This window comes from Deltaproteobacteria bacterium IMCC39524 (assembly GCA_029667085.1).
In the GTDB taxonomy this organism is placed as follows: domain Bacteria; phylum Desulfobacterota; class Desulfuromonadia; order Desulfuromonadales; family BM103; genus M0040.
Map to the genome: position 1 here is coordinate 233,127 of JARUHJ010000002.1, position 25,247 is coordinate 258,373.

Annotated in this window: 38 protein-coding genes; 37 read left to right on the plus strand and 1 reads right to left on the minus strand. The window is 50.9% G+C overall.

Features of this window, described 5'->3' with window-relative positions; all coding sequences use genetic code 11:
* The first annotated feature begins 6 nt into the window (after positions 1-6).
* The 26 genes from rplB to rplQ are packed head-to-tail and all read left to right on the plus strand — an operon-like array spanning position 7 to position 13,116.
* The gene (gene rplB / locus P9J64_06665) at positions 7-831 is read left to right on the plus strand and encodes a 50S ribosomal protein L2 (protein MDG5468003.1); all 825 of its coding nucleotides are present in this window, start codon (positions 7-9) and stop codon (positions 829-831) included.
* 18 nt (positions 832-849) lie between these two features.
* Positions 850-1,125, plus strand: a complete 276-nt coding sequence (gene rpsS / locus P9J64_06670) for a 30S ribosomal protein S19 (GenBank protein MDG5468004.1) — start codon at positions 850-852, stop codon at positions 1,123-1,125.
* Positions 1,126-1,149: 24 nt separating this feature from the next.
* Entirely contained in the window at positions 1,150-1,482 is a 333-nt protein-coding gene (gene rplV, locus P9J64_06675) for a 50S ribosomal protein L22 (GenBank protein ID MDG5468005.1), read from the plus strand.
* 20 nt (positions 1,483-1,502) lie between these two features.
* Positions 1,503-2,147, plus strand: coding sequence for a 30S ribosomal protein S3 (gene rpsC / locus P9J64_06680; protein MDG5468006.1), 645 nt, complete (start codon positions 1,503-1,505; stop codon positions 2,145-2,147).
* A 25-nt stretch (positions 2,148-2,172) separates the two neighbouring features.
* The gene (gene rplP / locus P9J64_06685) at positions 2,173-2,598 is read left to right on the plus strand and encodes a 50S ribosomal protein L16 (GenBank protein ID MDG5468007.1); all 426 of its coding nucleotides are present in this window, start codon (positions 2,173-2,175) and stop codon (positions 2,596-2,598) included.
* Positions 2,588-2,776 carry a 50S ribosomal protein L29 gene (gene rpmC, locus P9J64_06690; GenBank protein ID MDG5468008.1) on the plus strand — a complete coding sequence of 63 codons (189 nt, stop codon included), beginning with the start codon at positions 2,588-2,590 and terminating at the stop codon, positions 2,774-2,776. Before rplP ends, rpmC begins: the two co-directional genes overlap by 11 nt.
* 21 nt (positions 2,777-2,797) lie before the next feature.
* Positions 2,798-3,064: a 30S ribosomal protein S17 gene (rpsQ, locus tag P9J64_06695; GenBank protein MDG5468009.1), complete on the plus strand. Its 267-nt coding sequence runs from the start codon at positions 2,798-2,800 to the stop codon at positions 3,062-3,064.
* A 12-nt stretch (positions 3,065-3,076) separates the two neighbouring features.
* A complete protein-coding gene (rplN, locus tag P9J64_06700) occupies positions 3,077-3,445 on the plus strand; it encodes a 50S ribosomal protein L14 (protein ID MDG5468010.1) in 369 nt (122 codons plus the stop codon).
* Between the two features lie 18 nt (positions 3,446-3,463).
* The gene (rplX, locus tag P9J64_06705; protein ID MDG5468011.1) at positions 3,464-3,793 is read left to right on the plus strand and encodes a 50S ribosomal protein L24; all 330 of its coding nucleotides are present in this window, start codon (positions 3,464-3,466) and stop codon (positions 3,791-3,793) included.
* An 11-nt stretch (positions 3,794-3,804) separates the two neighbouring features.
* Positions 3,805-4,359 (plus strand): 50S ribosomal protein L5, encoded by a 555-nt coding sequence (gene rplE, locus P9J64_06710; GenBank protein ID MDG5468012.1) that lies wholly within the window; start codon positions 3,805-3,807, stop codon positions 4,357-4,359.
* Positions 4,360-4,371: 12 nt separating this feature from the next.
* A complete protein-coding gene (locus P9J64_06715; GenBank protein MDG5468013.1) occupies positions 4,372-4,557 on the plus strand; it encodes a type Z 30S ribosomal protein S14 in 186 nt (61 codons plus the stop codon).
* Positions 4,558-4,581: 24 nt separating this feature from the next.
* Positions 4,582-4,980: a 30S ribosomal protein S8 gene (gene rpsH, locus P9J64_06720; protein MDG5468014.1), complete on the plus strand. Its 399-nt coding sequence runs from the start codon at positions 4,582-4,584 to the stop codon at positions 4,978-4,980.
* A 38-nt stretch (positions 4,981-5,018) separates the two neighbouring features.
* Positions 5,019-5,558: a 50S ribosomal protein L6 gene (gene rplF, locus P9J64_06725; protein ID MDG5468015.1), complete on the plus strand. Its 540-nt coding sequence runs from the start codon at positions 5,019-5,021 to the stop codon at positions 5,556-5,558.
* 24 nt (positions 5,559-5,582) lie between these two features.
* The gene (rplR, locus tag P9J64_06730; GenBank protein ID MDG5468016.1) at positions 5,583-5,951 is read left to right on the plus strand and encodes a 50S ribosomal protein L18; all 369 of its coding nucleotides are present in this window, start codon (positions 5,583-5,585) and stop codon (positions 5,949-5,951) included.
* A gap of 19 nt (positions 5,952-5,970) precedes the next feature.
* Positions 5,971-6,477 (plus strand): 30S ribosomal protein S5, encoded by a 507-nt coding sequence (gene rpsE, locus P9J64_06735; protein MDG5468017.1) that lies wholly within the window; start codon positions 5,971-5,973, stop codon positions 6,475-6,477.
* 11 nt (positions 6,478-6,488) lie between these two features.
* Positions 6,489-6,668 carry a 50S ribosomal protein L30 gene (gene rpmD, locus P9J64_06740; GenBank protein MDG5468018.1) on the plus strand — a complete coding sequence of 60 codons (180 nt, stop codon included), beginning with the start codon at positions 6,489-6,491 and terminating at the stop codon, positions 6,666-6,668.
* Positions 6,669-6,684: 16 nt separating this feature from the next.
* A complete protein-coding gene (rplO, locus tag P9J64_06745) occupies positions 6,685-7,125 on the plus strand; it encodes a 50S ribosomal protein L15 (protein MDG5468019.1) in 441 nt (146 codons plus the stop codon).
* Positions 7,126-7,127: 2 nt separating this feature from the next.
* A complete protein-coding gene (gene secY, locus P9J64_06750) occupies positions 7,128-8,438 on the plus strand; it encodes a preprotein translocase subunit SecY (GenBank protein MDG5468020.1) in 1,311 nt (436 codons plus the stop codon).
* Between the two features lie 14 nt (positions 8,439-8,452).
* A complete protein-coding gene (locus P9J64_06755) occupies positions 8,453-9,100 on the plus strand; it encodes an adenylate kinase (GenBank protein MDG5468021.1) in 648 nt (215 codons plus the stop codon).
* A gap of 1 nt (position 9,101) precedes the next feature.
* The gene (gene map / locus P9J64_06760; GenBank protein ID MDG5468022.1) at positions 9,102-9,848 is read left to right on the plus strand and encodes a type I methionyl aminopeptidase; all 747 of its coding nucleotides are present in this window, start codon (positions 9,102-9,104) and stop codon (positions 9,846-9,848) included.
* 56 nt (positions 9,849-9,904) lie between these two features.
* The gene (gene rpmJ / locus P9J64_06765; protein ID MDG5468023.1) at positions 9,905-10,018 is read left to right on the plus strand and encodes a 50S ribosomal protein L36; all 114 of its coding nucleotides are present in this window, start codon (positions 9,905-9,907) and stop codon (positions 10,016-10,018) included.
* Positions 10,019-10,039: 21 nt separating this feature from the next.
* Positions 10,040-10,408: a 30S ribosomal protein S13 gene (rpsM, locus tag P9J64_06770; GenBank protein MDG5468024.1), complete on the plus strand. Its 369-nt coding sequence runs from the start codon at positions 10,040-10,042 to the stop codon at positions 10,406-10,408.
* A 12-nt stretch (positions 10,409-10,420) separates the two neighbouring features.
* Positions 10,421-10,813 (plus strand): 30S ribosomal protein S11, encoded by a 393-nt coding sequence (rpsK, locus tag P9J64_06775; GenBank protein ID MDG5468025.1) that lies wholly within the window; start codon positions 10,421-10,423, stop codon positions 10,811-10,813.
* A 23-nt stretch (positions 10,814-10,836) separates the two neighbouring features.
* Complete coding sequence (gene rpsD / locus P9J64_06780; GenBank protein MDG5468026.1) at positions 10,837-11,466, plus strand: 30S ribosomal protein S4; 630 nt, start codon at positions 10,837-10,839, stop codon at positions 11,464-11,466.
* A gap of 59 nt (positions 11,467-11,525) precedes the next feature.
* Positions 11,526-12,545 (plus strand): DNA-directed RNA polymerase subunit alpha, encoded by a 1,020-nt coding sequence (locus P9J64_06785; GenBank protein MDG5468027.1) that lies wholly within the window; start codon positions 11,526-11,528, stop codon positions 12,543-12,545.
* Between the two features lie 46 nt (positions 12,546-12,591).
* On the plus strand, positions 12,592-13,116 hold the full coding sequence (rplQ, locus tag P9J64_06790) for a 50S ribosomal protein L17 (GenBank protein ID MDG5468028.1): 525 nt from the start codon (positions 12,592-12,594) through the stop codon (positions 13,114-13,116).
* A gap of 79 nt (positions 13,117-13,195) precedes the next feature.
* On the opposite strand, the gene P9J64_06795 is transcribed toward rplQ, so the two are convergent.
* Positions 13,196-13,639: an FKBP-type peptidyl-prolyl cis-trans isomerase gene (locus tag P9J64_06795; GenBank protein MDG5468029.1), complete on the minus strand. Its 444-nt coding sequence runs from the start codon at positions 13,637-13,639 to the stop codon at positions 13,196-13,198.
* A gap of 193 nt (positions 13,640-13,832) precedes the next feature.
* Between P9J64_06795 and trpE the strand changes: the two genes are divergently transcribed.
* The 11 genes from trpE to accD all read left to right on the plus strand — a co-directional run bounded on the left by trpE (position 13,833) and on the right by accD (position 25,221).
* Complete coding sequence (gene trpE / locus P9J64_06800) at positions 13,833-15,314, plus strand: anthranilate synthase component I (GenBank protein ID MDG5468030.1); 1,482 nt, start codon at positions 13,833-13,835, stop codon at positions 15,312-15,314.
* Between the two features lies 1 nt (position 15,315).
* Complete coding sequence (locus P9J64_06805) at positions 15,316-15,885, plus strand: aminodeoxychorismate/anthranilate synthase component II (GenBank protein MDG5468031.1); 570 nt, start codon at positions 15,316-15,318, stop codon at positions 15,883-15,885.
* A gap of 12 nt (positions 15,886-15,897) precedes the next feature.
* Positions 15,898-16,947: an anthranilate phosphoribosyltransferase gene (gene trpD, locus P9J64_06810; protein MDG5468032.1), complete on the plus strand. Its 1,050-nt coding sequence runs from the start codon at positions 15,898-15,900 to the stop codon at positions 16,945-16,947.
* 43 nt (positions 16,948-16,990) lie between these two features.
* Complete coding sequence (gene trpC / locus P9J64_06815; protein ID MDG5468033.1) at positions 16,991-17,782, plus strand: indole-3-glycerol phosphate synthase TrpC; 792 nt, start codon at positions 16,991-16,993, stop codon at positions 17,780-17,782.
* A 49-nt stretch (positions 17,783-17,831) separates the two neighbouring features.
* Complete coding sequence (locus P9J64_06820) at positions 17,832-19,184, plus strand: TrpB-like pyridoxal phosphate-dependent enzyme (GenBank protein MDG5468034.1); 1,353 nt, start codon at positions 17,832-17,834, stop codon at positions 19,182-19,184.
* 3 nt (positions 19,185-19,187) lie between these two features.
* Positions 19,188-19,817 (plus strand): phosphoribosylanthranilate isomerase, encoded by a 630-nt coding sequence (locus tag P9J64_06825; protein ID MDG5468035.1) that lies wholly within the window; start codon positions 19,188-19,190, stop codon positions 19,815-19,817.
* The gene (gene trpB, locus P9J64_06830) at positions 19,818-21,014 is read left to right on the plus strand and encodes a tryptophan synthase subunit beta (GenBank protein MDG5468036.1); all 1,197 of its coding nucleotides are present in this window, start codon (positions 19,818-19,820) and stop codon (positions 21,012-21,014) included.
* Between the two features lie 77 nt (positions 21,015-21,091).
* Positions 21,092-22,351, plus strand: a complete 1,260-nt coding sequence (locus P9J64_06835) for a DEAD/DEAH box helicase (protein ID MDG5468037.1) — start codon at positions 21,092-21,094, stop codon at positions 22,349-22,351.
* Positions 22,352-22,420: 69 nt separating this feature from the next.
* Entirely contained in the window at positions 22,421-23,026 is a 606-nt protein-coding gene (locus tag P9J64_06840; protein ID MDG5468038.1) for a uracil-DNA glycosylase, read from the plus strand.
* Between the two features lie 99 nt (positions 23,027-23,125).
* Positions 23,126-23,917 carry a tryptophan synthase subunit alpha gene (gene trpA, locus P9J64_06845; GenBank protein ID MDG5468039.1) on the plus strand — a complete coding sequence of 264 codons (792 nt, stop codon included), beginning with the start codon at positions 23,126-23,128 and terminating at the stop codon, positions 23,915-23,917.
* Positions 23,918-24,360: 443 nt separating this feature from the next.
* Positions 24,361-25,221, plus strand: a complete 861-nt coding sequence (accD, locus tag P9J64_06850) for an acetyl-CoA carboxylase, carboxyltransferase subunit beta (protein MDG5468040.1) — start codon at positions 24,361-24,363, stop codon at positions 25,219-25,221.
* The last annotated feature ends 26 nt before the right edge of the window (positions 25,222-25,247 follow it).

The following is a 25,247-nucleotide window of genomic DNA, read 5'->3' on the forward strand; positions in this document are numbered from 1 at the left end:
GTAATAATGGGGATCAAAAAGTTTAAACCGACATCTGCGGGTCGCCGTCATATGACAGCCTCGACATTCGAGGAAGTTACGGCGTCAACCCCGGAAAAGTCACTGTTGGCTCCGCTCAGTAAATCTGGCGGTCGTAATAACACAGGTCGTATCACCAAGCGGCATACCGGTGGTGGTCACAAACGTAAGTACCGGATCATCGATTTTAAACGTGATAAGCGTGAGATTGCTGCCAAGGTTGCTACGATTGAGTATGACCCGAATCGTTCCGCTCGTATTGCTCTGTTGCACTACGTCGATGGTGAAAAGCGTTACATCCTGGCTCCGGTCGGTATAAACGTTGGTGATGTTATCATCGCCAGCGAGACTGCTGATATCGTGCCTGGTAATGCAATGCCAATTCGTGCGATCCCTCTCGGTACCTGGATCCACAACGTGGAGCTCAGAATCGGCAAGGGTGGCCAGCTGGCACGCAGTGCAGGGACTTATGCAATGCTCGCTGCCAAGGATGGCAAGTACGCTCAGTTACGACTGCCCTCCGGTGAAGTGCGACTGGTCTTGCAGGAATGCTGTGCAACGATTGGTCAGGTTGGCAATACAGACCATGAGAACATCAAGATTGGCAAGGCTGGCCGTAATCGCTGGTTGGGCAAGCGCCCTCAATCTCGTGGTGTTGCCATGAACCCTGTAGACCATCCGCATGGTGGTGGTGAAGGTAAGAGTTCGGGTGGCCGTCATCCTGTAACCCCATGGGGTGTTCCAACCAAGGGTTACAAGACGCGTTCTAACAAGCGGACGGATCGCTTCATTGTCCGCCGTCGGACCAAGTAAGAGAAATAGGAGACGACCGTGGCAAGATCGATTAAAAAAGGCCCTTATATTGAGGGCAGCCTGATGCGTAAAGTCGAAAATGTTAGTGATGGCAGTGCTCACAAAGTGATCAAGACCTGGTCGCGACGTTCCACCATCCATCCTGATTTTGTCGGTATGACGTTTGCCGTACATAACGGTAAAAAGTTCATTCCGGTCTTCGTGTCCGAGAATATGGTCGGTCACAAGCTTGGTGAATTTTCCCCAACCAGGACCTACTATGGTCACGGTTCGGATCGGAAAAAGAAGAAGTAATCATTAGCTGAGGAGTACCAGCGCATGGAAACAAGTGCGAAATTAAAATCTGTTCGCCTGTCACCACAAAAGACACGTCTGGTCGTGGACATGGTTCGCGGCAAGGCTGTACAGGAAGCCCTTAATATTCTGAAGTTTTCGCCCCAACGCCCGGCGGATGTTGTTGCCAAGCTTGTGCGTTCGGCGGTAGCCAATGCGGAGCAAAAGGGTGTTGAGGATGTTGACCGGCTCTTTGTTAAGGCTGTGTTTGTAGACCAGGGTCCCGTCCTGAAGCGCTTTATGCCCCGCGCTCAAGGCCGTGCGACGAAGATTCGTAAGCCGACCAGCCACATTACGGTGGTCCTGGACGAGAAGTAACCACCTGAGGAGGTGTAGTTTTGGGTCAGAAAGTTCATCCAATAGGGTTTCGCCTAGGCATAATCCGGACATGGGAATCAAACTGGTACGCGGAGAAGGATTACGCTCAGCTGTTACACGAGGATCTCAAGTTACGAGATTACTTGAAAGAGCGCCTGCACCACGCTGGCATTTCCAAAGTTGAGATCGAGCGTGCTGCTGGTAAGGCCAAGATTAATATCTTTGCTGCGCGCCCCGGTATCATCATCGGTAAAAAAGGTTCCGAAGTTGAAGCTCTTAAAAAGGAACTGGCCAAGCTGACTGACAAAGAGGTCTTTATCAATATACAGGAAGTTCGCAAGCCTGAGATTGATGCCCAGTTGGTCGCTGAGAACGTCGCTCTTCAACTGGTAAGGCGGGTTGCTTTCCGTCGCGCTATGAAGAAGGCCGTTACCCAGTCTCTTAAATTTGGAGCTCAAGGGATCAAAATTGAATGTTCCGGCCGTCTCGGTGGCGCTGAGATGAGTCGTCGCGAGTGGTATCGTGAAGGCCGAGTGCCTCTTCACACCTTGCGCGCAGATATCGATTACGGGTTTGCTGAAGCCAAGACAACATACGGCATCATCGGTGTTAAAGTCCTTATTTTTAAGGGCGAGATCTTGGGTTCCAAGGACCAGCAGAAGTAAGTAACAGGTCAGGAGTTTATTCGTCATGTTAATGCCTAAAAAGGTTAAGCATAGAAAAACATTTAAGGGCCGGATGAAGGGTGCTGCCCGTGGTGGCACGGATCTCAACTTCGGAGATTTTGGCCTTCAAGCAGTTGACTGCGGTTGGTTGTCTGCACGACAGATCGAGGCTGCCCGTCGCGCCATGACACGTTATATCAAACGTGGTGGCCAGATTTGGATTCGCTGCTTCCCCGACAAATCGTTAACCCGCAAGCCTGCTGAGACCCGTATGGGTAAAGGTAAGGGTTCTCCAGACAGTTGGGTATGCGTGGTACGTCCGGGAATGATCCTATATGAAATGCAAGGTGTTGATGAGGAAACGGCACGCGAAGCGTTCCGTCTCGCAGCACATAAACTACCAATGAAGACCAAGATCGTGGTTCGTGAGGAGGCCGGTCATGAAGCCTGAGGAACTGCGCAGTAAATCTGCCGAAGAATTGAATGCAGCGGTTGCAGATTTGAACCAGGAGTTGTTCAACTTAAAGTTTCAACTGCACACCGGACATCTGGAAAACACCTCTCGTATCCCACAGGTACGTAAGGAAATTGCCAGGATCAAAACTGTCCTTCAGCAGAAGAACAGCTAATCCGATCGGAAGAGGACGGCAATGACGAAAGAACGCGGAAATAAGAAGTTAATGGTTGGGGTTGTCATTAGTGACAAAATGGATAAGACCGTTGTTGTAAAGGTCGATGACATTGTCAAACACCCTGTCTACATGAAATACATCAAGCGCAACGCCACCTATAAAGCACATGACGAGAACAATGATTGTGCTGCCGGCGACAAAGTCCTGATCGTTGAATCAAGACCATTGTCGAAGGACAAGCGGTGGCGGGTTCGCGAAATTCTTCAAAAGAACGTTAGCGTTTAGGAGACACTGGCCATGATTCAGATGCAATCAACACTTTCTGTTGCAGATAACTCCGGTGCCCGGAAGCTCTGCTGCATTAAGGTTCTTGGCGGGTCCAAGCGCAAGTATGCAGGTATTGGCGACATTATCGTCTGCTCTGTTAAAGAGGCGATGCCCAATTCGAAGGTTAAGAAGGGTGATGTTGTCCGTGCTGTCATTGTGCGCACCGCAAAAGAGGTGAACCGTCCAGACGGTTCTTATATTCGGTTCGATGTAAACTCTGCAGTGGTTGTTAGCGCTGCCGGAGAGCCGGTCGGAACACGTATCTTCGGGCCTGTTGCTCGTGAGCTGCGTGCCAAGCGGTTTATGAAAATCGTTTCACTGGCCCCTGAGGTCCTTTAAGCTGGGAGTAAATTAGTCATGGCAGTCACAAAACTCCATGTGAAAAAAGATGACCTGGTAATGATCGTTGCCGGGAAAGACAAAGGCAAGAGCGGCAAGGTTCTTCGCGTTCTTCCAGAGAAAGAGCGGGTTGTGGTGGAAAACCTCAACCTGATCAAGCGTCATACTCGTCCGTCTCAGACCAATAATGAGGGTGGAATCATCGAGAAAGAGGCGCCTATTGCTATCTCTAATGTCCAGTTGCTGTGCCCAGGGTGTAGCAAACCGGCGCGCACTGGCATTAAGGCTCTCGAAGATGGTAACAAAGTTCGCTTCTGCAAGAAGTGTAACGAGATTGTGAATAATTAACGGAGTTTTTCATGGCAAGGCTCAAGGAAATATATCAGAACGAGCTGGTTCCCAAGTTAAAAGAGGAACTACAGCTTAAAAATGTGATGGAAGTTCCACGTGTTGAGAAGGTCGTTGTTAATATGGGCCTTGGCGAAGCGATCCAGAATGTCAAAATTCTTGAATCAGCTGTCGAGGAAATGTCCCGTATTACCGGCCAGAAGGCCGTTATTACACGTGCTAAGAAATCTATCGCTCAGTTCAAGTTGCGTGAAGAGATGCCTATCGGCGTCATGGTTACGCTTCGTCGTGATCGTGCCTACGAGTTCCTTGATCGCCTGATCAATGTTGCTCTGCCTCGCGTAAGGGACTTTAAGGGTGTTTCCGCCAAGGCTTTTGATGGCCGTGGTAACTACACTCTCGGTATTCGTGAGCAGTTAATCTTCCCCGAGATCGATATTGAAGAAATTGACAAGATCAAGGGAATGAACGTGACGATCGTCACTTCGGCACGTACCGATGAAGAAGGTCGTGCACTGCTTACCGGAATGGGCATGCCTTTCCGGAAACAGAATGTAGCAGCTTAGCGGAGGAATCTCGTGGCAAAGAAATCAATGCGCATTAAGGCTTCACGGCCTCAAAAGTTTGGCGTAAGACAGTATAACCGTTGTCCGATCTGTGGTCGGCCACGTGCTTACTATCGTAAATTTGATATGTGCAGAATTTGTCTGCGCAAGCTGGCGTCTGAAGGCAAGCTTCCAGGCGTAATTAAGTCCAGCTGGTAATTGGTTAATTAAGGAGCAGTATTCATGGCTATGACGGATCCGATCGCGGACCTTTTGACCCGCATCCGCAATGCAGGCATGGCGAAACATGCCAAACTGGACATGCCATCGTCCAATGTCAAGGTTGCTATTGCCGAAGTTTTGAAAGAGCTCGGTTATATCAAAAATTTCAAGGTGGTCAGTGATGACCTGCAAGGGATTCTGCGTATTTACCTGAAGTATGATGAGCAGAATAGCGCTGTAATCCACGAAATTACGCGAGTATCAAAACCTGGCCGTAGGGTTTATGTCGGTCACGCAGACATCCCTCGTGTTAAGAACGGCCTGGGTGCTGCAATTTTGTCGACATCGAAAGGTGTCATGGATGATGTTGCTGCTCGTGAGGCCGCTATTGGTGGCGAAGTCATCTGCACCATCTGGTAATTTCAAACGAACTGTAGATTTTTAAGGAGTCGATAAAGATGTCGCGCATCGGCAAGAAACCCATAAGTATCACCTCGGGTGTTAAAGTCACCCTGGATGGTCAAAATATTAAGGTCGAGGGCCCTAAGGGTAACCTTGAGCGGGCTATCCACGAGCAAATCGAGGTCAAGATGGAAGCAGATCAGCTGCTGATTTCTTCCCGAGTAGGGCAGTCCGGCGCAGCTTTGCAGGGCCTTTCTCGCTCCCTTATTGCTAATATGGTAGATGGCGTTACCCGCGGATTCTCTAAAGTTCTAGAGATTAACGGTGTAGGATATCGCGCAGAGTTGAAGGGCAGTAATCTGAACCTCTCTCTCGGTTACTCGCATCCTATTGAATACCCGCTGCCTAAAGGAATTACTGCTGAAGTCGAGCCCAAGGCTAATACAATAACTGTTTCTGGTATCGACAAGGAACTGGTTGGCGCGACCGCGGCTAAGATTCGTTCTTTCAGGGAGCCTGAGCCTTACAAAGGCAAAGGCATTAAGTACTCCGATGAGCGGATTATGCGCAAAGCCGGTAAGACCGGCGCGAAGTAAGCTGAATAAGACGAGGTGAGAACAGTGAAAATCTCAAAAGAAAGGCGGGTCGCCCGCAAGAAGCGTCAGTCCAGAGTGCGCAAAAAAGTAACCGGAAGCGTAGAGCGTCCGCGTTTGTGCGTATTTCGTAGCACCAAACATATTTATGCCCAGATTATCGAAGACGAGACCGGTAAAACTTTGGCTACTGCTTCTACTGTAGCTAAAGCAGCTGGTGACAGCGTCAAGTACAGCGGCAATGTGGAAGCTGCCAAAGTTATTGGTAAGAAGATTGCCGAACAAGCTCTGGCAAAAGACATTAAACAGGTAGTTTTCGACCGCAACGGCTTTTTGTATCATGGCCGTGTTAAGGCTCTCGCCGATGCGGCACGTGAAGCTGGTCTGACTTTCTAGGCTGCAAAGGAGAAGAGCGTTGCAACGCGTTGACAACAACGAAACAAATTTAACCGATCGCGTTATCCACATCAATCGTACGGCCAAGGTTGTTAAAGGTGGTCGTCGGTTCAGCTTCTCTGCCCTAGTTGTAGTAGGCGACGGCAGCGGAAATGTTGGATATGGTCTTGGCAAGGCGAAAGAGGTTCCCGAGGCAATTCGTAAGGGAGTTGAGAACGCCAAAAAGAATATGATTTCCGTGCCTATCCAGGGAACGACCATTCCTTACGATGTTATTGGCAAGTTCGGCGCAGGTAAGGTCATGCTGCGTCCAGCTTCTGAGGGTACGGGTGTTATCGCTGGCGGCGCGGCACGTGCGATTCTGGAAGTTGCCGGCATAAGTGACATTCTTTCCAAGTGCCTCGGCTCTAATAACCCGCATAATGTTGTTAAAGCGACGATCAAAGCGCTTCAGCAACTGCGCAGCCCGGAAGAGATTCGCGCCAGACGCGGTCTCGGGCAAAACAGCTCAGAAGCCAAAGCCTGAGCCGGGAGTGAATAATGTCTGAAATCAAGGTAACTCTCAAGCGTAGCGGTATCGGCCGCAACAAATATTTCACCAAGGTGCTCAACGGGCTCGGTCTGCGTCGTTTGCAGCAGACTGTCGTGCTCAAGGATACACCTGAAATTCGCGGTATGATCAATAAGGTCAGCCACATGGTCACCGTCGAGGAATAACGCAAGGATAACCACCATGGATTTAAGTAATCTGCAACCGTCTTACGGTTCGACACATAGCAAAAAGCGCATTGGCCGAGGCCACGGTTCCGGTACTGGTAAAACGTCCGGTAAAGGACACAAGGGTCAGAACGCCCGTTCTGGCGGCGGTGTTAAGCCTGGTTTCGAGGGCGGTCAGATGCCTCTGCAAAGGCGATTGCCCAAGCGTGGTTTTACACCTTTGAGCAGAACCGTCTACACTCTCGTCAATCTCCGTGATCTTGAATTGTTCGATGCGGGTAGCGTTGTTGATCTAGAGGCCCTCGGTAAGGCCGGCCTGATTGGCCAGCTTAAAGATGGCATTAAGATCCTGGGTGATGGTGAACTCACCAAAGCTCTTACTGTTAAAGCTCATAAGTTCAGCAAATCTGCCCAGGCCAAGATTGAGGCTGCCGGCGGCACTGTCGAGGTTATATAAAGTTGTTAGCAAGCATCCAGAATATCTTCAGCATTCCTGAACTCCGTCGTCGTATCCTCTTTACTTTAGGTATGCTTGCGGTTTATCGGGTTGGTTGTCACGTGCCGCTGCCGGGTGTTGATCGCGCGGTTCTTGCACAATTCTTTGAGGGAACTCAGGGAACTCTGCTTGGCCTGGTCAGTGCCTTTACGGGTGGTGCCTTGGAGCGTATGACGGTTTTTGCACTAGGCATCATGCCTTATATCAGTGCTTCAATTATCATGCAGCTGTTGACAGTTGTTTTCGAACCTGTTGAACGCCTCTCAAAAGAAGGTGAGCAGGGTCGTAAAACAATGACTAAATGGACACGCTACGGCACTGTTGTTTTGTCTGTTGTCCAGGGCGCGGGAATTGCTGTCGGCTTGCAGACTATGCGCGGCCCCGCAGGAGAACCGGTTGTTGCCATGCAGGGGATAGGCTTTATCCTCCTGACTGTCATCACACTGACTGCTGGTACCGCCTTTATCATGTGGCTCGGTGAGCAGATCACTGAGCGCGGCATCGGCAACGGTATCTCTTTGATCATCTTCGCCGGTATTGTCGCCATGATACCATCGGCAATGATCAATAGTATCCGCCTGCTCAAGACCGGTGCGATGACTTTTACTGTTCTTCTGATTATCTTGGCTCTCATGGTCGCTGTTGTCTGGGCCATCATTTTCATGGAGCGTGGTCAACGACGCGTACCAATTCATTACGCCAAGCGCGTTGTAGGTGCACGTAACGCTGGCGGCCAAAGCAGCCATCTACCACTCAAGATCAACATGAGTGGTGTTATCCCGCCGATCTTTGCCAGTTCGATCATCATGTTCCCGAGTACCGTGGCGAATTTCGTTGACGTGCCATGGGTTCAGACTTTCGCTTCCATGATGACACCGGCTCATTGGCTCTATAATGTTTTTTATGTCGCTTTTATTATCTTCTTCTGTTACTTCTACACGGCTGTAACATTCAACCCCGTTGATGTGGCAGAAAATATCAAGCGTCAAGGCGGCTATGTGCCTGGTGTCAGGCCGGGCAAGGCAACCTCAGATTATCTTGATACCGTTCTCGGTCGTTTGACTTTTGCTGGTGCTATCTATATCTCTGCTGTCTGTGTCTTGCCAACTTTGCTGATCGGTCAGTTCAATGTGCCCTTTTTCTTCGGTGGTACATCGCTCCTGATTGTTGTCGGTGTTGGACTGGATACAGCCTCTCAGATTGAAGCTCACTTGATTTCTCGCTCCTATGAAGGCTTTATGAAGGGTGTGAACATCAAGAGCCGTCGCGGTTAGCCGAGGTCGTTGGCATGAAACTTATTTTACTCGGACCTCCCGGCGCAGGTAAAGGCACTCAGGCCAAGATGCTGACGGAACAGTTCTCAATTCCGCAGATCTCAACGGGTGATATCCTGCGCGCTGCTGTTAAAGACGGCACTGCCATGGGTCTGAAAGCTAAAGAATTTATGGATGCCGGCGGTCTCGTCCCAGACGAAGTCGTTGTTGGCATCGTTCGTGATAGGCTGCAGGAAAAGGATTGTGTCAACGGTTTTATCCTGGACGGGTTCCCTCGGACAGTCCCGCAAGCAGATGCTTTGCAGGCCAGTCTGGCAGAGATGGGTAAAGAACTGGACCGTGTTATCTCTCTTGACGTAGATGCCGAAGCTCTGGTAGAACGCTTGACCGGACGCCGTACCTGTAAAGATTGTGGCCGTGGTTATCACGTAACCTTTGAGCCCTCAAGCGTGGCAGGTCAATGCGACGCCTGCGGTGGCACACTGTTCCAGCGTGATGATGATCAGGAAGAAACGATTCGCAAGCGATTGCAAGTCTATGCAGACCAGACTTCCCCATTGATTAATTATTATCGGGAGGCTGGTGTGCTTCTTGAACTTGACGGAATGCAACCTATTTCGCAGGTCCAGGAAAAGATGCTGTCGCTGTTACAGGCCAGCTAAAGTGATTGTTTTAAAAAGTCCTGCAGAATTAGACAAGATGCGCGCTGCAGGGCGAATTGTTGCTGAAACTCTTGCTCTGCTTAAAACCCGGATCATTCCTGGTGTAACAACCAATGAACTGAATCGGTTGGCAGAAAAAGAATGTCAGAGACATGGAGCAAAGCCAGCGTTTAAGGGCTATGGTGGCTTTCCATTTGCCATATGTTCCTCACCGAACGAACAGGTTGTTCATGGCTTCGCAGATGACAATCCTCTGCTTGAAGGTGACATCCTGAGCATTGACTTTGGTGTCCTTTACAAAGGGTTTTTCGGCGATTCGGCGATCACTGTCGCAGTCGGCAAGTTGGATGACGATACAGAGCGCTTATTAATTGCAACGCGTGAGTCTCTCGAAAAAGCCATAGAAAAAGCAGTACCGAACGGCAGGTTGTCTGATATTTCTCATGCTGTTCAGTCCTGGGTCGAACCGAAGGGTTTCTCTGTTGTCCGTGACTTTGTAGGCCACGGTATCGGTCGTAATCTGCATGAAGCTCCGCAGATTCCCAATTATGGGCAGGCCGGGCAAGGACCACGTTTGAAATCGGGGATGACGCTTGCTATAGAGCCGATGATCAATGCCGGTGCTCCCGGCGTGAAGATACTGGAAGACGGGTGGACAGCAGTAACGCAAGATGGTAAACGGTCTGCCCATTTTGAACATACAGTAGCCATTACTGATAACGGTCCTGAGATATTAACGCAGGTATAGGCAGTGACGGTTAACCCTACGGGGTTGTTACCGAAACGGTTCAAAAGGAAAGAAACATGAAAGTTCGATCATCAGTTAAAACAATTTGTGACAAGTGCAAGGTAATTAAGCGCAAGGGCATTCTCAGGGTTATCTGTGAAAATCCCAAGCATAAACAGAGACAAGGTTAAGTATTTTAGGAGGATCGGACATTGGCTCGTATCGCTGGTATCGATTTACCCAGAAACAAACGGATTGAAATAGCGCTGACATACATCTTTGGTGTAGGTCGCTCGTCATCCCAGGATATATTGTCCAAGGCTGGTGTTGACTTCAACACTCGTTCAGATAATTTGACTGAGGAAGAAGTCGCCAAGATCCGTAAGGTTATTGACAGTGATTGCAAGGTTGAAGGTGACCTGCGTCGCGAAGTGACAATGAACATTAAGCGACTTATGGATCTCGGTTGTTATCGTGGTCTGCGCCATCGTAGAGGTTTACCTGTGCGTGGGCAGAAGACCAAGACCAACGCAAGAACCCGTAAGGGTCCACGCAAGACCGTCGCTGGTAAGAAGAAGTAATCAGGAGGAACCATGGCTAAGCCTGGTAAACGCGTACGCAAAAAAGGTGAAAAGAAGAATGTCCCAAATGGAATTGCTCATATCCAGGCGACGTTCAACAATACGATCATTACGATCACAGATGTGACCGGCAACGTGATTTCATGGTGTACCTCCGGATCCAAGGGCTTTCGAGGGAGTCGTAAAAGTACTCCTTTTGCTGCCCAGATGGCCGCCGAAGATGCAGCAAAGAAAGCTCAGGAGCATGGATTACGCAGTGTCGAGGTCTGGGTCAAAGGCCCTGGCTCCGGTCGTGAGTCTGCCCTGCGTGCCTTGCAGTCAGTAGGCTTGACAATCACTATGATCAAGGATGTCACTCCGATACCGCATAACGGGTGCCGTCCACCCAAGCGTAGAAGAGTCTAACCAGACATTAAGGAGGACGAACGTTGGCGAGACACACTGGACCCGTTTGCCGCATGTGCCGGCGGGAAAATATGAAGTTGTTCCTGAAAGGCGACCGTTGTTACACAGACAAGTGCGCCCTGGAACGCCGCAACTATGCTCCCGGTCAACATGGCCAGGGTCGTATCAAGGTTTCCGATTACGGCACTCAGTTACGTGAAAAGCAGCGTGTCAAGCGTACCTATGGTCTGCTTGAGAAGCAATTCCGTGACTATTTTAAAGAAGCTGACCGTATGAGGGGTGTTACTGGCGAGAACCTGCTGGTTCTTCTCGAACGTCGCCTTGACAGCATGGTTTATCGGATGGGATTTGCTACGTCACGTAGTGAGGCCCGCCAGCTTGTACGACACAACCACTTTCTGGTTAACGGTCGCAGGGTGAATATCCCGTCGTACCTCGTGCGTCCCGGTGATGTAGTTGAGTTGCGTGAGAAGAGTCGTAAGATTGTTCGTGTTAACGAGGCTCTCGATGGTGTCATGCGCCGCGGTATCCCCTCTTGGGTCGAGTTGACCCGGGATGCCTTTCAGGGAACTGTCAAGACTTTGCCTGTACGCGCTGAGATGACTACGCCAAGCTTCCAGGAACACCTGATTGTCGAACTTTATTCCAAGTAACCGACAGATTCATCTGGCGATTTGTAACTTTATAGAGAAACCTCAAACGGAGGAATCGCATGTTTAAAAACTGGAGAGAACTGATCAAACCCAAGCGTCTCCAGGTTGATGCCGAAACGCTGACTGCCACTTATGGCAAGTTCTCAGCGGAGCCATTTGAACGTGGCTTCGGTACGACCATGGGTAATGCCCTGCGCCGGGTTTTGCTCTCCTCGCTGCAGGGGGCGGCAATCACCTCAGTTCGTATTAAGGGTGTTCTGCATGAATTCTCCACTGTTCCTGGTGTGACACAGGATGTGACGGACATCATCCTTAACCTGAAGGGTGTCCTGATCAAACTGCATGGTCATGAGCCGCGTAATATCCGCATTGTTAAAAAAGGTGCTGGTGTTATCAAGGCCGGAGATATCATCACTGATTCGAATGTCGAAATTCTGAATCCTGATCACTTCATTGCGACTTGTGGTAAAGAAGCAGAGATCGAAATGGACATGGTCGTGACCATGGGCAAAGGTTACGGTCCCGCTGAGCGGAACCGTGATGAAAAGGCTCCGGTTGGCACTATCCCTATCGACGCGCTCTTCTCGCCGATCAAGAAAGTCAACTATACGGTAACCAATGCTCGTGTTGGCCAGGTGACTGATTACGACAAGCTGATTTTGGAGATTCATACCAACGCCAGTGTCAGGCCTGATGATGCTCTTGCTTATGCAGCCAAGATCGTCAAGGAACAGGTCCAACTCTTTATCAATTTTGACGAGGCTCTCGAGCCTGAAGAAACTGATGAAGAAGTCGGTGCCAAGCAACCGATCAACGAGAATCTTTACCGTCGTGTCGATGAACTTGAGCTGTCGGTGCGTAGCGCTAACTGTCTGAAAAACGCCAACATCCGTCTGATCGGTGAGTTGGTGCAGAAGTCCGAAGCTGAAATGTTGAAAACACAGAACTTCGGCCGTAAGTCACTTAATGAAATCAAGGATATTCTCTCTGAAATGGGCTTAACTCTGGGCTTGTCTATTGAAGGCTTCCCGGACCCGGAATATCTCAAGATGATCGAAAAGAGCGAAGAAGAACTCTAGGGGCAACCCTTAACGGGATGTTACCCGGAGAAAGGAACAGATAGCAATGCGCCATAGAAAAACAGGAAGAAAGCTGGGACGTAATACCAGCCACCGTAAAGCCATGATGCGTAACATGGTGACTTCATTTTTCGATTGTGAAAAAATCACCACTACGGACGCTCGCGCCAAGGAACTGCGCAAGATGGCTGAGAAGTTGATCACCATGGCAAGACGTGGTGACCTGCATTCACGCCGCCTGATCATGCAGGTTGTACGTGACAATAAAACAACTGCTAAGCTGGTCGATACGATTGCGCCTCGCTACGCTGATCGTCCTGGTGGTTATACGAGGATCATCAAGCTTGGTCATCGTGCAGGTGATAACGCTGCTCTCTCTATGATCGAGCTGGTCGAAGAGGAAGTGGTCGCCAAGCCGAAAAAGAAAAAGGCTCCTGCGAAGAAGGCTTCTAAAAAGGTAGAAGCCCCAGTTGAGGAGACTCCTGTCGAGGAAGCAGCTGCTGAGGAAGCACCTAGTGAGGAAACATCTGCTGAGGAAACACCTGCTGAGGAAGAAAAAGCAGAGAAGTAGATCGGCAGAACACAAGAATCAAATAGAGAAGGGCGGGATGATTGCATCCCGCCCTTTTTTTGTTGAAGTTGACTTGTCTCTACTTGCTTTCGCCCTTTTTGACTTCAAGAAGTTTGATCTCAAAGGTCAGGTCCTGGTCCGCTAATGGGTGGTTTGCGTCCAGTGTGATCTCTTCTTCAGTAAAATCTTTAACCATGACGTAGAAAACGCTACCATCATGATTTGTGACTTCAAGTTGGCCGCCAACCTGAAGCGCGACATCTTCTCCAATGGTACTGCGGTCGATTTTCTCGAGAAGCTCAGGGTCACTTACACCGTAGGCTTTATCGCAGGGAATGATAACTGTTTTGCTTTCTCCCTGGTACATGCCCTCTACTGCCTCTTCAAAGCCTGGAATGACTTCTTTTCGACCAATGATGAATAGCAGAGGTCGATCGTCCGGTGATGCATCAAAGATTGTCCCATCGCTTAATTTTCCTGTGTACTCAACCTTGACAGTGTCTTGTTCTGCTGCTCGTATCATCTGCTCTCCTTGTAGGTAGACAATTTTAAAGATTGGTTTTTGTCGGGATGTTCTCCGCATATCAACCAAGTTGCATATGCATATCAATTCGTCAGTTTTCGGTCAATCATTTATTGCCGCGCAGTTGTCAGCTGCCTTGCCATTTCTCAGTCTTCATGCTACTTTGTCGCGGTTAATTCACTAAGGAAATGACATGTCTTCCCCATCTCGTGAAGAGTTTAAAAATCTGACCCGCCAAGGTAACCTGATTCCCGTCTATCGCGAGATTCTCGCAGACATGGAAACCCCGGTCTCAGCCTTCTGCAAGATCGATGATCGACAAAGCGCTTTTTTGCTCGAGAGTATCGCCGGCGGAGAGAAATGGGCCCGTTATTCATTTCTTGGCGTTGGTTCAGGGCGTGCATTTCGCTGTCGCGGTCATCACTTTGAAATCCTTGAAAACGGTGACGCGATCAAGTCCGGTAAAGCTGATAATCCACTTGACGAACTAAAAGCTTTTCTCGCGCCTTACCAACCGGTCTCCCTTCCTGAGTTACCACGTTTTTTTGGTGGTGCTGTAGGTTACTTGGGCTACGACATGGTCCGCCATATCGAGGAACTTCCTGATCTCAATGAAGCTGAGATAGGTGCTTACGACAGCTGGTTCCTGATTACCGAAACTTTACTTATCTTCGATAACCTGCAGCAGAAAATCAAGGTCTTAAGCAATGTTCACTTGCGTGAAGGCGATGACCCTGACGTTTCGTATGATGCTGCAGTGCAGCGTATAGACGATATGGTTGCGTTGTTACGCAAACCTTTGCGTGAGAGGCCTGCGGCGTCTAAGGTTAAAGTTGATGCAGACCTGCTCTCGAACTTCAGCCGTCCAGATTTTGAATCTGCCGTCGAACGCTGTAAAGACTACGTACGCTCAGGCGATGTCATTCAAGTTGTTCTCTCGCAAAGATTCTCCGGAGACCTTGATGCGGACCCTTTTGATGTCTATCGCGCTTTGCGGACGATCAACCCTTCCCCCTACATGTTCTACTTGCAGTTTAACGATACTCGAGTCATTGGTGCTTCTCCGGAGGTCTTGGTGCGCAAGGAGGGGGATCATGTTGAGGTTCGCCCTATTGCCGGAACACGGCCCCGGGGAAAGACCTTCGATGAGGACCAGCGCCTGGAAGAGGAGTTGAAGGCCGATCCGAAAGAGGTTGCTGAGCATATCATGCTGGTTGACCTGGGACGCAATGACCTTGGCCGTGTTTGCGCGACCGGTTCTGTGCAGGTAGACGAACTGATGGTTGTCGAGCGTTACTCGCACGTTATGCACATCGTTTCCAACGTCAGTGGACGCCTTATGCCTGGACAGGATGCTCTTGATGTCTTCTCTGCAACCTTCCCGGCGGGGACCTTGAGTGGCGCCCCTAAAATTCGTGCCATGGAAATTATTGAGGAGATGGAGCCGGTGCGTCGTGAGATTTACGGTGGTGCTGTCGGTTATATCTCTTTCGATGGTAATATGGATCTTGCAATCGCGATTCGGACTCTGGTTGCTCATAAAAATCGGATTCACCTTCAGGCCGGTGCTGGTATCGTTGCAGACTCTGACCCAAAAGCAGAGTATGAGGAAACCGTCAACAAGGCCATGGGGGTCAAGATGGCCATCGAACTGGCGCGTCAGGGATTAGACTGAAATGCTGCTGATGATCGACAACTACGATTCGTTCACCTATAACCTGGTACAGTATCTGCGCGAACTGGGTGAAGAGGTTGAGGTCTATCGTAACGACAAAATTTCTCTGGCTAAGATTGAAGCTCTCAATCCCACACGACTTGTGGTGTCCCCGGGGCCCTGTACACCCAATGAAGCAGGTATCTCTGTGGAAGCCATCAAGCATTTTGCAGGTAAACTGCCGATCCTCGGTGTGTGTCTGGGGCACCAGTCGATTGGTCAGGCCTATGGCGGCAAGGTTGTTCGTGCTGACCGCCTGATGCATGGCAAGACCAGCCCGGTTTTTCATGATAACCGTGAGCTCTTCGTCGGCCTCCCTGATCCTTTTGATGCGACCCGATATCACTCCCTGTTGGTAGAACGTTCTTCTCTGCCGGAATGTCTTGAAGTTACTGCATGGACGGCAGAAGGTGAGATCATGGGCATGCGGCATCGTAGCCTGCCAGTTTGGGGTATGCAGTTCCATCCGGAGTCGATTCTGACGGTTGCCGGTATGGACATGCTGAACAACTTTTTGCAGATGACCAAGTAGCCAGGAGCCCTCATGATAAAGGACGCAATTAGCAAGGTTGTTCTGCGGCAAGATCTGCTAGAGACCGAAATGATTGAGGTGATGAACCAGATCATGGGTGGTGAGGCGACTCCCGCTCAAGTTGGCGCGTTTATCACCGCGTTACGAATGAAAGGCGAAACTATCGAAGAAATTACCGGCGCTGCCAGGGTTATGCGTGATCACGCCACCCCCATCCGGGTGGGTAAGGCCCTCGATATTGATCGTGAAGAGATTAACCTGGATCGCGAGACGGTCTTGGACACATGTGGTACAGGTGGCAGCGGGACAAAAAGTTTCAATATTTCAACGACAGTTGCATTCGTTGTCTCTGCCTGTGGTACCAAGGTCGCGAAACATGGCAATCGCAGTATCTCCTCTGCCTGTGGTAGCGCCGATGTTCTGGAGGCTCTTGGGGTTAACCTGAACGTAACTCCAGAGCAGGTTGAATCGTGTATCAATGAGGTCGGGGTTGGCTTTCTCTTTGCCCCCGCCCTGCACGGGGCCATGAAGCACGCGATTGGCCCCCGCCGCGAAATTGGTATACGCACAATCTTTAATATCCTTGGGCCTTTGACCAATCCGGCCGGTGCGGATCGCCAGGTCTTGGGCGTTTATGAAGAGAAACTGGTTGAAGTTCTGGCCAAGGTTCTGGTCAAGCTCGGCTGTCAGCGTGGCTTTGTTGTCCACGGGCAGGACGGCATGGATGAGATTACCCTGACCGGTCCGACACGTATCGCCGAGATCAACGAAGGGAAGGTCACCCTCTCGACGATAGAGCCGGAAGACTTTGGTTTGCGGCGCTGCCTGCTGACTGACCTCCAGGGTGGTGACGCCGAGGAGAATGCTGCAATCGTTAGAGATGTTCTGGCCGGGGCTGAAGGACCTAAGCGGGATGTTGTTCTGCTCAATGCGGCCTATGCGCTGATTGCAGCCGGAATCGTAGAGAGCGTGGATGCCGGCTTGCAGAAGGCTCGCAACGTGATCGACGAGGGGTTGGCCAAGGCGAAGCTCGAAGGGCTCGTCTATTTAACCAATGCATGACCCGCTAATGTACCCCTGAACTTAATCTGAGCTCTGATCAATAATGATACTCGATAAAATAGCTGAACATAAACGTCAAGAAGTTGCTCTGGCCAAAAGCCGACGTTCTCTTGCCTCATTGCGGCAAGGGATCGATGATCTCGAGGACCAGCCGAGGGGCTTTTTGCGCGCCCTGCGTGCAACTGCGGATTCTGGTTGGACCTCTGTCATTGCTGAAGTCAAGAAGGGTTCACCCAGTAAAGGGGTGATTCGTGAAGACTTCGATCCTTTGACGATTGCAGAGACTTACCAGGCCAATGGTGCGACCTGTTTGTCGGTGTTGACGGATGAGAACTTCTTTATGGGGCATCTCCTGTACCTGGCAAAGATTCGCGAGGTCGTCAGTCTGCCACTTCTGCGCAAGGATTTTATTTGCGACCCTTACCAGATTTACGAGGCTCGAGCCGCTGGAGCGGACGCCATCCTTCTGATCGCGGCCATGCTTGATGCGGTGCAGCTTGCAGAGTACAATGCCCTGGCGGGCGAGCTTCATCTTGATGTCCTGCTGGAAGTTCATGATGAGGCAGAGCTGGAGTCGGCGCTGACAACAAGCTGCGAGCTGATTGGCATCAACAATCGCAACCTGCAGACTTTCGCGACAGATCTGGCAACCACAGAACGCTTGCTGCCATTGATCCCCGCCGGTCATTTCGTGGTTGCTGAAAGTGGTATCTCGTCAAGAGCAGATGTCCTGCGTTTACAGAAGGCTGGTGCCAGGGGCTTTCTGATCGGAGAATCACTGATGCGCGAGGACGATATCGGCACCAAGCTGAAAGAACTTCAAGGTGAAAATTAATTTCATATGTCACAATTTCCTATAATAATTAACGTCAAGGAGATATCTCATGCAGAGTAAAATTCTTCTCAGCGAAGATCAGCTTCCCAAACAGTGGTACAACATTATCCCGGATATGCCAGGTGAAATGGCTCCGGTTGTTCATCCCGGCACCCTTCAGCCGGTTTCTCCCGATGATCTCCTGCCCCTCTTCCCCATGGGCCTGATTGAACAGGAAGTCTCGCAGGAGCGCTGGATCGATATCCCGGAAGAGGTCCGTGAGATATATAAACTATGGCGTCCGGCTCCGATGTTTCGAGCGCATCAGCTGGAAAAAGCTCTCGGCACTCCGGCCAAGATTTACTACAAGTATGAAGGTGTCTCGCCGGCCGGTTCTCACAAGCCGAATACTGCCGTGCCGCAGGCTTATTACAACAAGGTTGCCGGCACCAAGCGCATCGCATCGGAAACCGGTGCCGGACAGTGGGGCTCCTCTATCGCCCTTGCTTGTCAGCACTTCGGCCTCGAGTGTACCGTCTACATGGTTAAAGTCTCTTATGGTCATAAACCTTACCGTAAGAGCATGATGCAGTTGTGGGGCGCTGATGTTTTTCCTTCACCGTCAGACAAGACCAACGCCGGGCGCGCGATTCTTGCCAATGATCCGGATAACCAGGGCTCTCTCGGTATTGCCATCAGTGAAGCTGTAGAAGACGCTGCCACCCATGAGGATACCCGTTACGCTCTGGGCAGTGTACTCAACCATGTCTGCATGCATCAGACGATTATCGGCCTCGAAGCGAAAGAACAGCTTAAAATTGCAGGTGATTACCCTGATGTAGTCATCGGTTGCCACGGCGGCGGTTCAAACTTTGCGGGAATTGCCTTCCCTTTCATCTCCGATAAAGCCAACGGCAAGGATGTCCGTCTTTTGGCCATGGAGCCGGCAAGCTGCCCGACACTAACCAAGGGAGTTTACGCCTTCGATTATGGCGATACGGCAAAAATGGCACCGATCTCGAAAATGTATACCCTCGGCCATGACTTCATGCCTCCCGGTATCCATGCGGGCGGTCTGCGTTATCATGGCGCGTCTCCCCTGGTGTCACAACTGGTTCACGAAGGGGTCGTCGAGGCAAAAGCTGTTCCGCAGACAGCTTGTTTTGAAGCTGCCGTACTCTTCGCACGCACCGAGTCTATTATCCCGGCACCAGAGTCCTCACACGCTATCCGTGGTGCAATTGACGAGGCGTTGCAGGCCAAGGAAGAAGGGAAAGCGAAAACGATTCTCTTTAACCTCTCCGGGCATGGTCATGTCGACATGGCAGCTTACGACGCTTACTTCAGTAATCAGCTGGAAGATTACGAATATCCTGAAGCTGCCATTCAGGAGTCCCTTTCACATCTGCCTAAGGTTGGCTAGTTGATGGAAACCTACAGTGTGCCACGGGTGAAAATCTGCGGCATTACTAATCTTGATGATGCCCATCACGCTGCTGCATGTGGAGCGGACGCTTTAGGCTTTGTCTTCTATCCGGGCAGTCCACGGTTTGTTGACCCTGATCAGGCCCGGAGAATTATTGCCGAACTGCCTCCCCTGGTGACTGCCGTGGGGCTCTTTGTCAATGAGCCACCGGCTCGTATTCGTGAGATGGTGGAATTCTGTGGGCTAAACACGGTACAATTGCACGGAGACGAAGAGCCGGATCAATGTTGCTATCCTCCTAGCCGGGTGATTAAGGCTTTGCGCCTGAGGGGTGATATGCAAGCTAGCCAGTTTGCTGCTTACACTGTCTCGGCCCTGTTGCTCGATGCCTTTGTCCCCAACACCTTCGGGGGCACCGGTCATCGTTGTGATTGGGTGCAAGCGTCCACCGTTGCGTCGCAGCACAGAGTTATCCTGGCCGGTGGACTTAACCCTGAGAATGTTGCCGAGGCTATACGCCAGGTGCGTCCTTACGGTGTTGACGTATCGAGTGGCGTTGAAGAAAAGCCCGGGCAGAAAGACCCTGAGAAAGTGGCACGGTTCATCCGTATGGCCAAGGAGGCATTTTAAATGAGCTATCAAGAGCCTGATCCCCGCGGGCATTTCGGCCAGTTCGGCGGTCGCTATGTTGCTGAAACTCTGATGCCAGCATTGCTGGAGTTGGAGGAAAACTATAAGCAATGTCAGTTAGACCCCTTATTTCAGGCCGAGTTTGATTCGTATCTTAAAAATTATGTCGGTCGCCCAAGTCCACTTTATTTCGCTGAGAGGCTCACCGAACATCTCGGTGGTGCAAAGATATACCTCAAGCGTGAAGATCTAAATCATACCGGTGCTCATAAAGTTAATAATACTGTTGGTCAGATTCTCCTGGCCCGCCGTATGGGAAAACGCAAGGTGATTGCTGAAACCGGTGCCGGCCAGCATGGTGTTGCCACCGCGACGGTTGCCGCTCTCTTTGGTCTGCAATGCGATATTTTTATGGGTACCGAGGACATCAGACGTCAGTCTCTCAACGTCTTTCGCATGAAGTTGCTCGGTGCTCGCGTCCATGAAGTGACCAGCGGCACGGCTACACTTAAGGACGCAATGAACGAGGCTCTGCGCTATTGGGTGACTCATGTCCGCGATACCTTCTACGTGATCGGGACTGTCGCCGGACCGCATCCCTATCCGCAAATGGTCCGTGATTTCCAATCAGTTATCGGTCACGAATCCAAGCAACAGCTTATGGAAGCCGAGGGCCTCTTGCCTGATGTGGCCGTCGCCTGCATAGGCGGCGGGTCTAATGCGATGGGGCTTTTCTATCCCTTCGTCAATGACGCGTCTGTACGCCTGATAGGAGTCGAAGCGGCCGGTCTTGGTGTGGAGACGGGGAAACATGCAGCGAGTATCTCTGCTGGCCGGGTTGGCGTTCTGCACGGCAATAAAACCTATCTTCTCCAGGATGAGGATGGCCAGATTCAACACGCCCACTCAATTTCGGCTGGGCTCGATTATCCGGGTGTCGGACCGGAACATGCTCTTCTCAAGGATCTTGGCCGCGCTGAATATGTTTCGGTGACCGATGATGAAGCTTTGGCTGCCTTCCGTATGATTACAGAAATGGAAGGGATCATTCCGGCGCTTGAAAGCGCTCACGCAATCGCCTATCTCCTCAAACTTGCTCCCGAGCTTTCTCCCGAGAAGGTTGTTCTGGTTTGTCTTTCAGGCCGTGGAGACAAGGATATACATACCGTTGCCGAAGCAATGGGTGTGGACCTCTAATTAAGGGGCGCTGCGCAAACAGGGAATGGGAAGGAATACGCTTTCCCCTTTCACCCTTTGTGCTGTCGTCATGCTAAATGAAATTCACTGAACTTGATCTTCCCTCTGAGCTGATGCGCGGTATTGAAAAGGTTGGCTTTGCCGATCTGACGCCGGTTCAAGAGGAGTCTATCCCGCTGGCACTGCTAGGGCGTGATGTCGCTGCACAGGCCCAGACCGGCACAGGCAAGACCGCAGCCTTCTTGATCGCTCTCTTTACTCGCCTGCAAAAAAACAAGCCGCAGTCAAAGCGTGGCCCTAGGGCTCTTATCCTGGCTCCAACCCGCGAACTGGTTGTGCAGATCTGTGCTGATGCCGAGGGTTTGGGTGCCTTTTGCCCCTTCAAAGTGCAGGCGATCTTCGGCGGTGTCGATTACGAAAAACAACGCAAAGCCCTTCAGGATGGTGTCGATGTCATTGTCGCCACACCCGGTCGGTTAATCGACTATGCCAAGCAGAATGTTTTTTCCCTGAAGCATGTAGAATCATTGGTTATTGATGAGGCCGACCGTATGTTCGACATGGGTTTTATTCAAGACCTGCGTTATATCCTGCGCAAATTACCTCCTTTTGAAAAACGCCAAACGATGCTTTTCTCGGCGACTCTCTCACCTCGTGTTATGGAACTCGCCTACGAGTTCATGAACCTTGCCGAGAAAGTGCGCATAGAACCTGAGCAGGTTACTGCCGAACGGGTTGAGCAGATCGTCTATCATGTTTCGCGGCGAGAAAAGTTCCCGCTCCTGCTTGGCCTGCTTAAAAAGGAGGAAGGGGACGTCCGGGTCCTGCTTTTTGTGAATACCAAAAGGGAGGGCGAACATCTCTCTGGGCGTTTGAAAGTCAACGACTTCAGGGTTGCGGTTCTCTCGGGCGATATCCCGCAGAAGAAACGCCTGCGTATCCTTGAGGACCTCAAGGCGGGCAAGTTGAATTTTCTGGTTGCCACTGATGTTGCCTCACGAGGTTTGCACATCGAAGGTGTGACCCATGTCATCAACTATGATCTTCCGCAGGATGCCGAAGATTATGTCCACCGCATTGGTCGCACAGCTCGAGCGGGAGCCAAAGGTAAGTCGATCAGCTTTGCCGATGAGGACCTGGCCTATTTTCTGCCGGATATAGAAGAATATATCGGCATGAAGATACCGAGTACTGTTCCTCAAGACGAAGACCTTTGCAATGATTATAAGCGCGGTCTTCCCCATAAGAAATCACCGGTTCCAGACAAAAAAGCTGGCGGTAAACCTCGTCCGCCAAGGCGTCGTCGTCCCGGTGCTAACCAAGGCCGAAATAGGTAGAGATGCGTGGCGAGCCTTTCTCTGAAAGATCTGGACGGGTGTCGGCGGTGCTCACGGTTGGTCAATTTTATGGCACAGCTTTCGCCGGCCAAAACACGCCCGCGTGCTGATTACCATAACGGGCCAGTTAACGGATTTGGTGATTTGCAGGCGCGTGTTTGCCTGGTTGGCCTGGCTCCTGGAGCCCACGGAGCCAACCGAACCGGGCGACCTTTTACCGGTGACGGTGCCGGTGATTTCATGTACCCGTTACTCCATCTTGCCGGTTTCTCAAATCAATCGGAAGTTGTCTCTGCTGATGATGGCTTGGAGTTAAATGATCTCTATATCACCAACGCCGTCAAATGTTTGCCTCCGGAGAATAATCCGAATGCTGCAGAGTTTGCAGCCTGTCGGCCTTATCTCGAGAAAGAGCTGCAGGAGCTGAAAGCCCTGCGCGTGATTGTTGCTCTTGGCCACGGTGCGCACAAGAGCTTGCTACGGCTCTTTCAGTCACAGGGTTTGATCAAGCGTCTTGCAGAAGTGCCCTTTAGGCATGGCAGCGCTTACCAGCTGGCCAATGGCCTCACGCTGATTGGTTGTTACCACACGAGTCGCTACAACGTTCAGACAGGTCGGATGAATAACAGAATGTTTCTTGATCTGCTTGATCAGGTCAGATTGTTGCTGGAATGAAAAAACGGTTGATATCGTCTGCTTCGTTCCGATAAGATTAATCTTTACTTCATCACGACCTGAAGAACTCGGGTTAACACACTGGAAGACGTATAGCTCATGTCAAGGATTACCTCTACATTAAATACTTTGAAAGTACGTGGCGAAAAAGCCCTGGTCACTTTCATTACTGCCGGAGATCCGGATCTCACAACGAGCGAGCAGTTGGTGCACAGCCTTGTCGAGGCCGGCGCCGATCTGATTGAGCTCGGCTTCCCCTTCTCTGATCCTATGGCCGACGGACCGACGATTCAGCTCTCTTCGGAGCGTGCTCTGGCCGCGGGGACGACTCTTCGCGGAGTCCTCGACCTGGTTGGCAGGGTCCGTCAGCACAGCAATGTGCCGATTGTTCTGATGGGATATTACAACCCTGTTTTCACTTATGGGCCTGCGCAGTTTGCTCGTGATGCGGCCGCTGTCGGTGTCGATGGTTTGCTTCTGGTCGATCTGCCTCCTGAAGAGGCCGAAGAATTGCACCCGCTGCTTACCGGTGCCGGAGTAGACTTGATCACGTTATTGGCCCCGACGACCGGTGCAGAGCGAACGGCACAGCTGGCCGCTGCTAGCGAAGGTTTTCTTTATTATGTGTCGATGACCGGTGTGACCGGAAGCCAGCAGGTTGATGCCTCAGCGATTACTTCTGCCGTAGCTGATATTAAGCAGATGAGCCCGGTGCCAGTCGCTGTTGGTTTTGGTGTTTCCACGCCGGAGGATGCCAAGTCTGTTGCTGAGATTGCCGATGCCGTCGTTGTTGGCAGCGCCCTGGTTAAATTGATTGCCGAGTTTAGTGGAACTCCTCGACTTCAGAGCGAAGTGAAGGGTTTGGTCCGACGACTCAAGGCTGCGATCTGAGAAGCATATGTCGTCCGGGGGGAAATTCCACGGCTTGGCTCTATTGATGTGAGCTGGACAATGACAAAGATCCCGCCTTTGCTGCGGGCTACCTTCTGACGAAAGGACAAGTGTCAATTCTTTACTCGAGAGAGACAACGGCTAGGGAATCGCTCTGGACTCTTGGCAGATCGGCGAAGGCGGCTGTGTTTGTTGAGCCTCTTTTCTTGGCCGATTGGAGACTCTGGCTCATCAGACCGGTCGTCTGAAACCGCGAATACTGATTAAACACCTTGGTAAACTGGACAAACCGGAAGGACCGGTCAAAATATTTCATATGAATCCGCAGTCTCTTGAAGAAATCAGTGCGGAACTGGCATCGTGTCAGAGACACTGCCGGATATTGGATGGCAACGAACGGTTCGTTTTCTAAATAGAGAATCGTCTGAATCGCGAGGTAAATAATGGCCTGGTTTAAAAAGTCAAAGGCGCCTATTGCGCCCGTTGGAAGTAAGAAAGTACAGATGCCAGAGGGTCTCTGGACGAAGTGCAAAAATTGCGAAGAGATCATCTACTCAAAGGAGATCGAACGTAATTTAAATGTTTGCCCCAAGTGCGATTATCACTTCCGCATCAGTGCCCGAGAGAGGATTGACCTGGTGATTGATGAGGGGACCTTCAACGAAACTGACCCCGATATGGCCTCGGTGGATTTCCTGAAATTCAAGGACTCCAAAAAGTACGTAGACCGTATCAAGGCTGCTGTTGCCAAGAATGGAGGCGGTGACGCCGTTGTCACAGGTTCCGGCCTGATGAACGGACAGGAAGTGGTCGTTGCGGTTTTTGATTTCGCTTTTCTCGGCGGCAGTATGGGTTCGGTTGTCGGCGAGAAAATCACCCGAGCGATCGAGCTTGGCCTTGAGAACAAGGCGCCGGTCATGGTTTTCTCCTCTTCAGGCGGGGCCCGTATGCAGGAGAGTATTCTCTCGCTGATGCAGATGGCTAAAACGAGCGCTGCACTTGCCAAACTCAAGAAGGCCGGGATACCTTTTATCTCCGTTCTGACTGATCCGACCACGGGTGGTGTTACTGCCAGCTTTGCCATGCTTGGAGACCTCAATGTTGCCGAGCCGAAAGCCTTGATCGGTTTTGCCGGACCTCGCGTCATTGAGCAGACAATTCGCCAGCAACTCCCGGAAGGTTTTCAGCGCTCTGAATATCTCCTCGACCACGGCATGGTTGACATGATTGTTTCCCGCCAGGAAATGAAAGCGCGATTGTCGCAGGCTTTACGCATCTTTACCCAGCAGGCTTCTGCTTCTTAGAACCCTGTCAGTTTCTTCATACACTG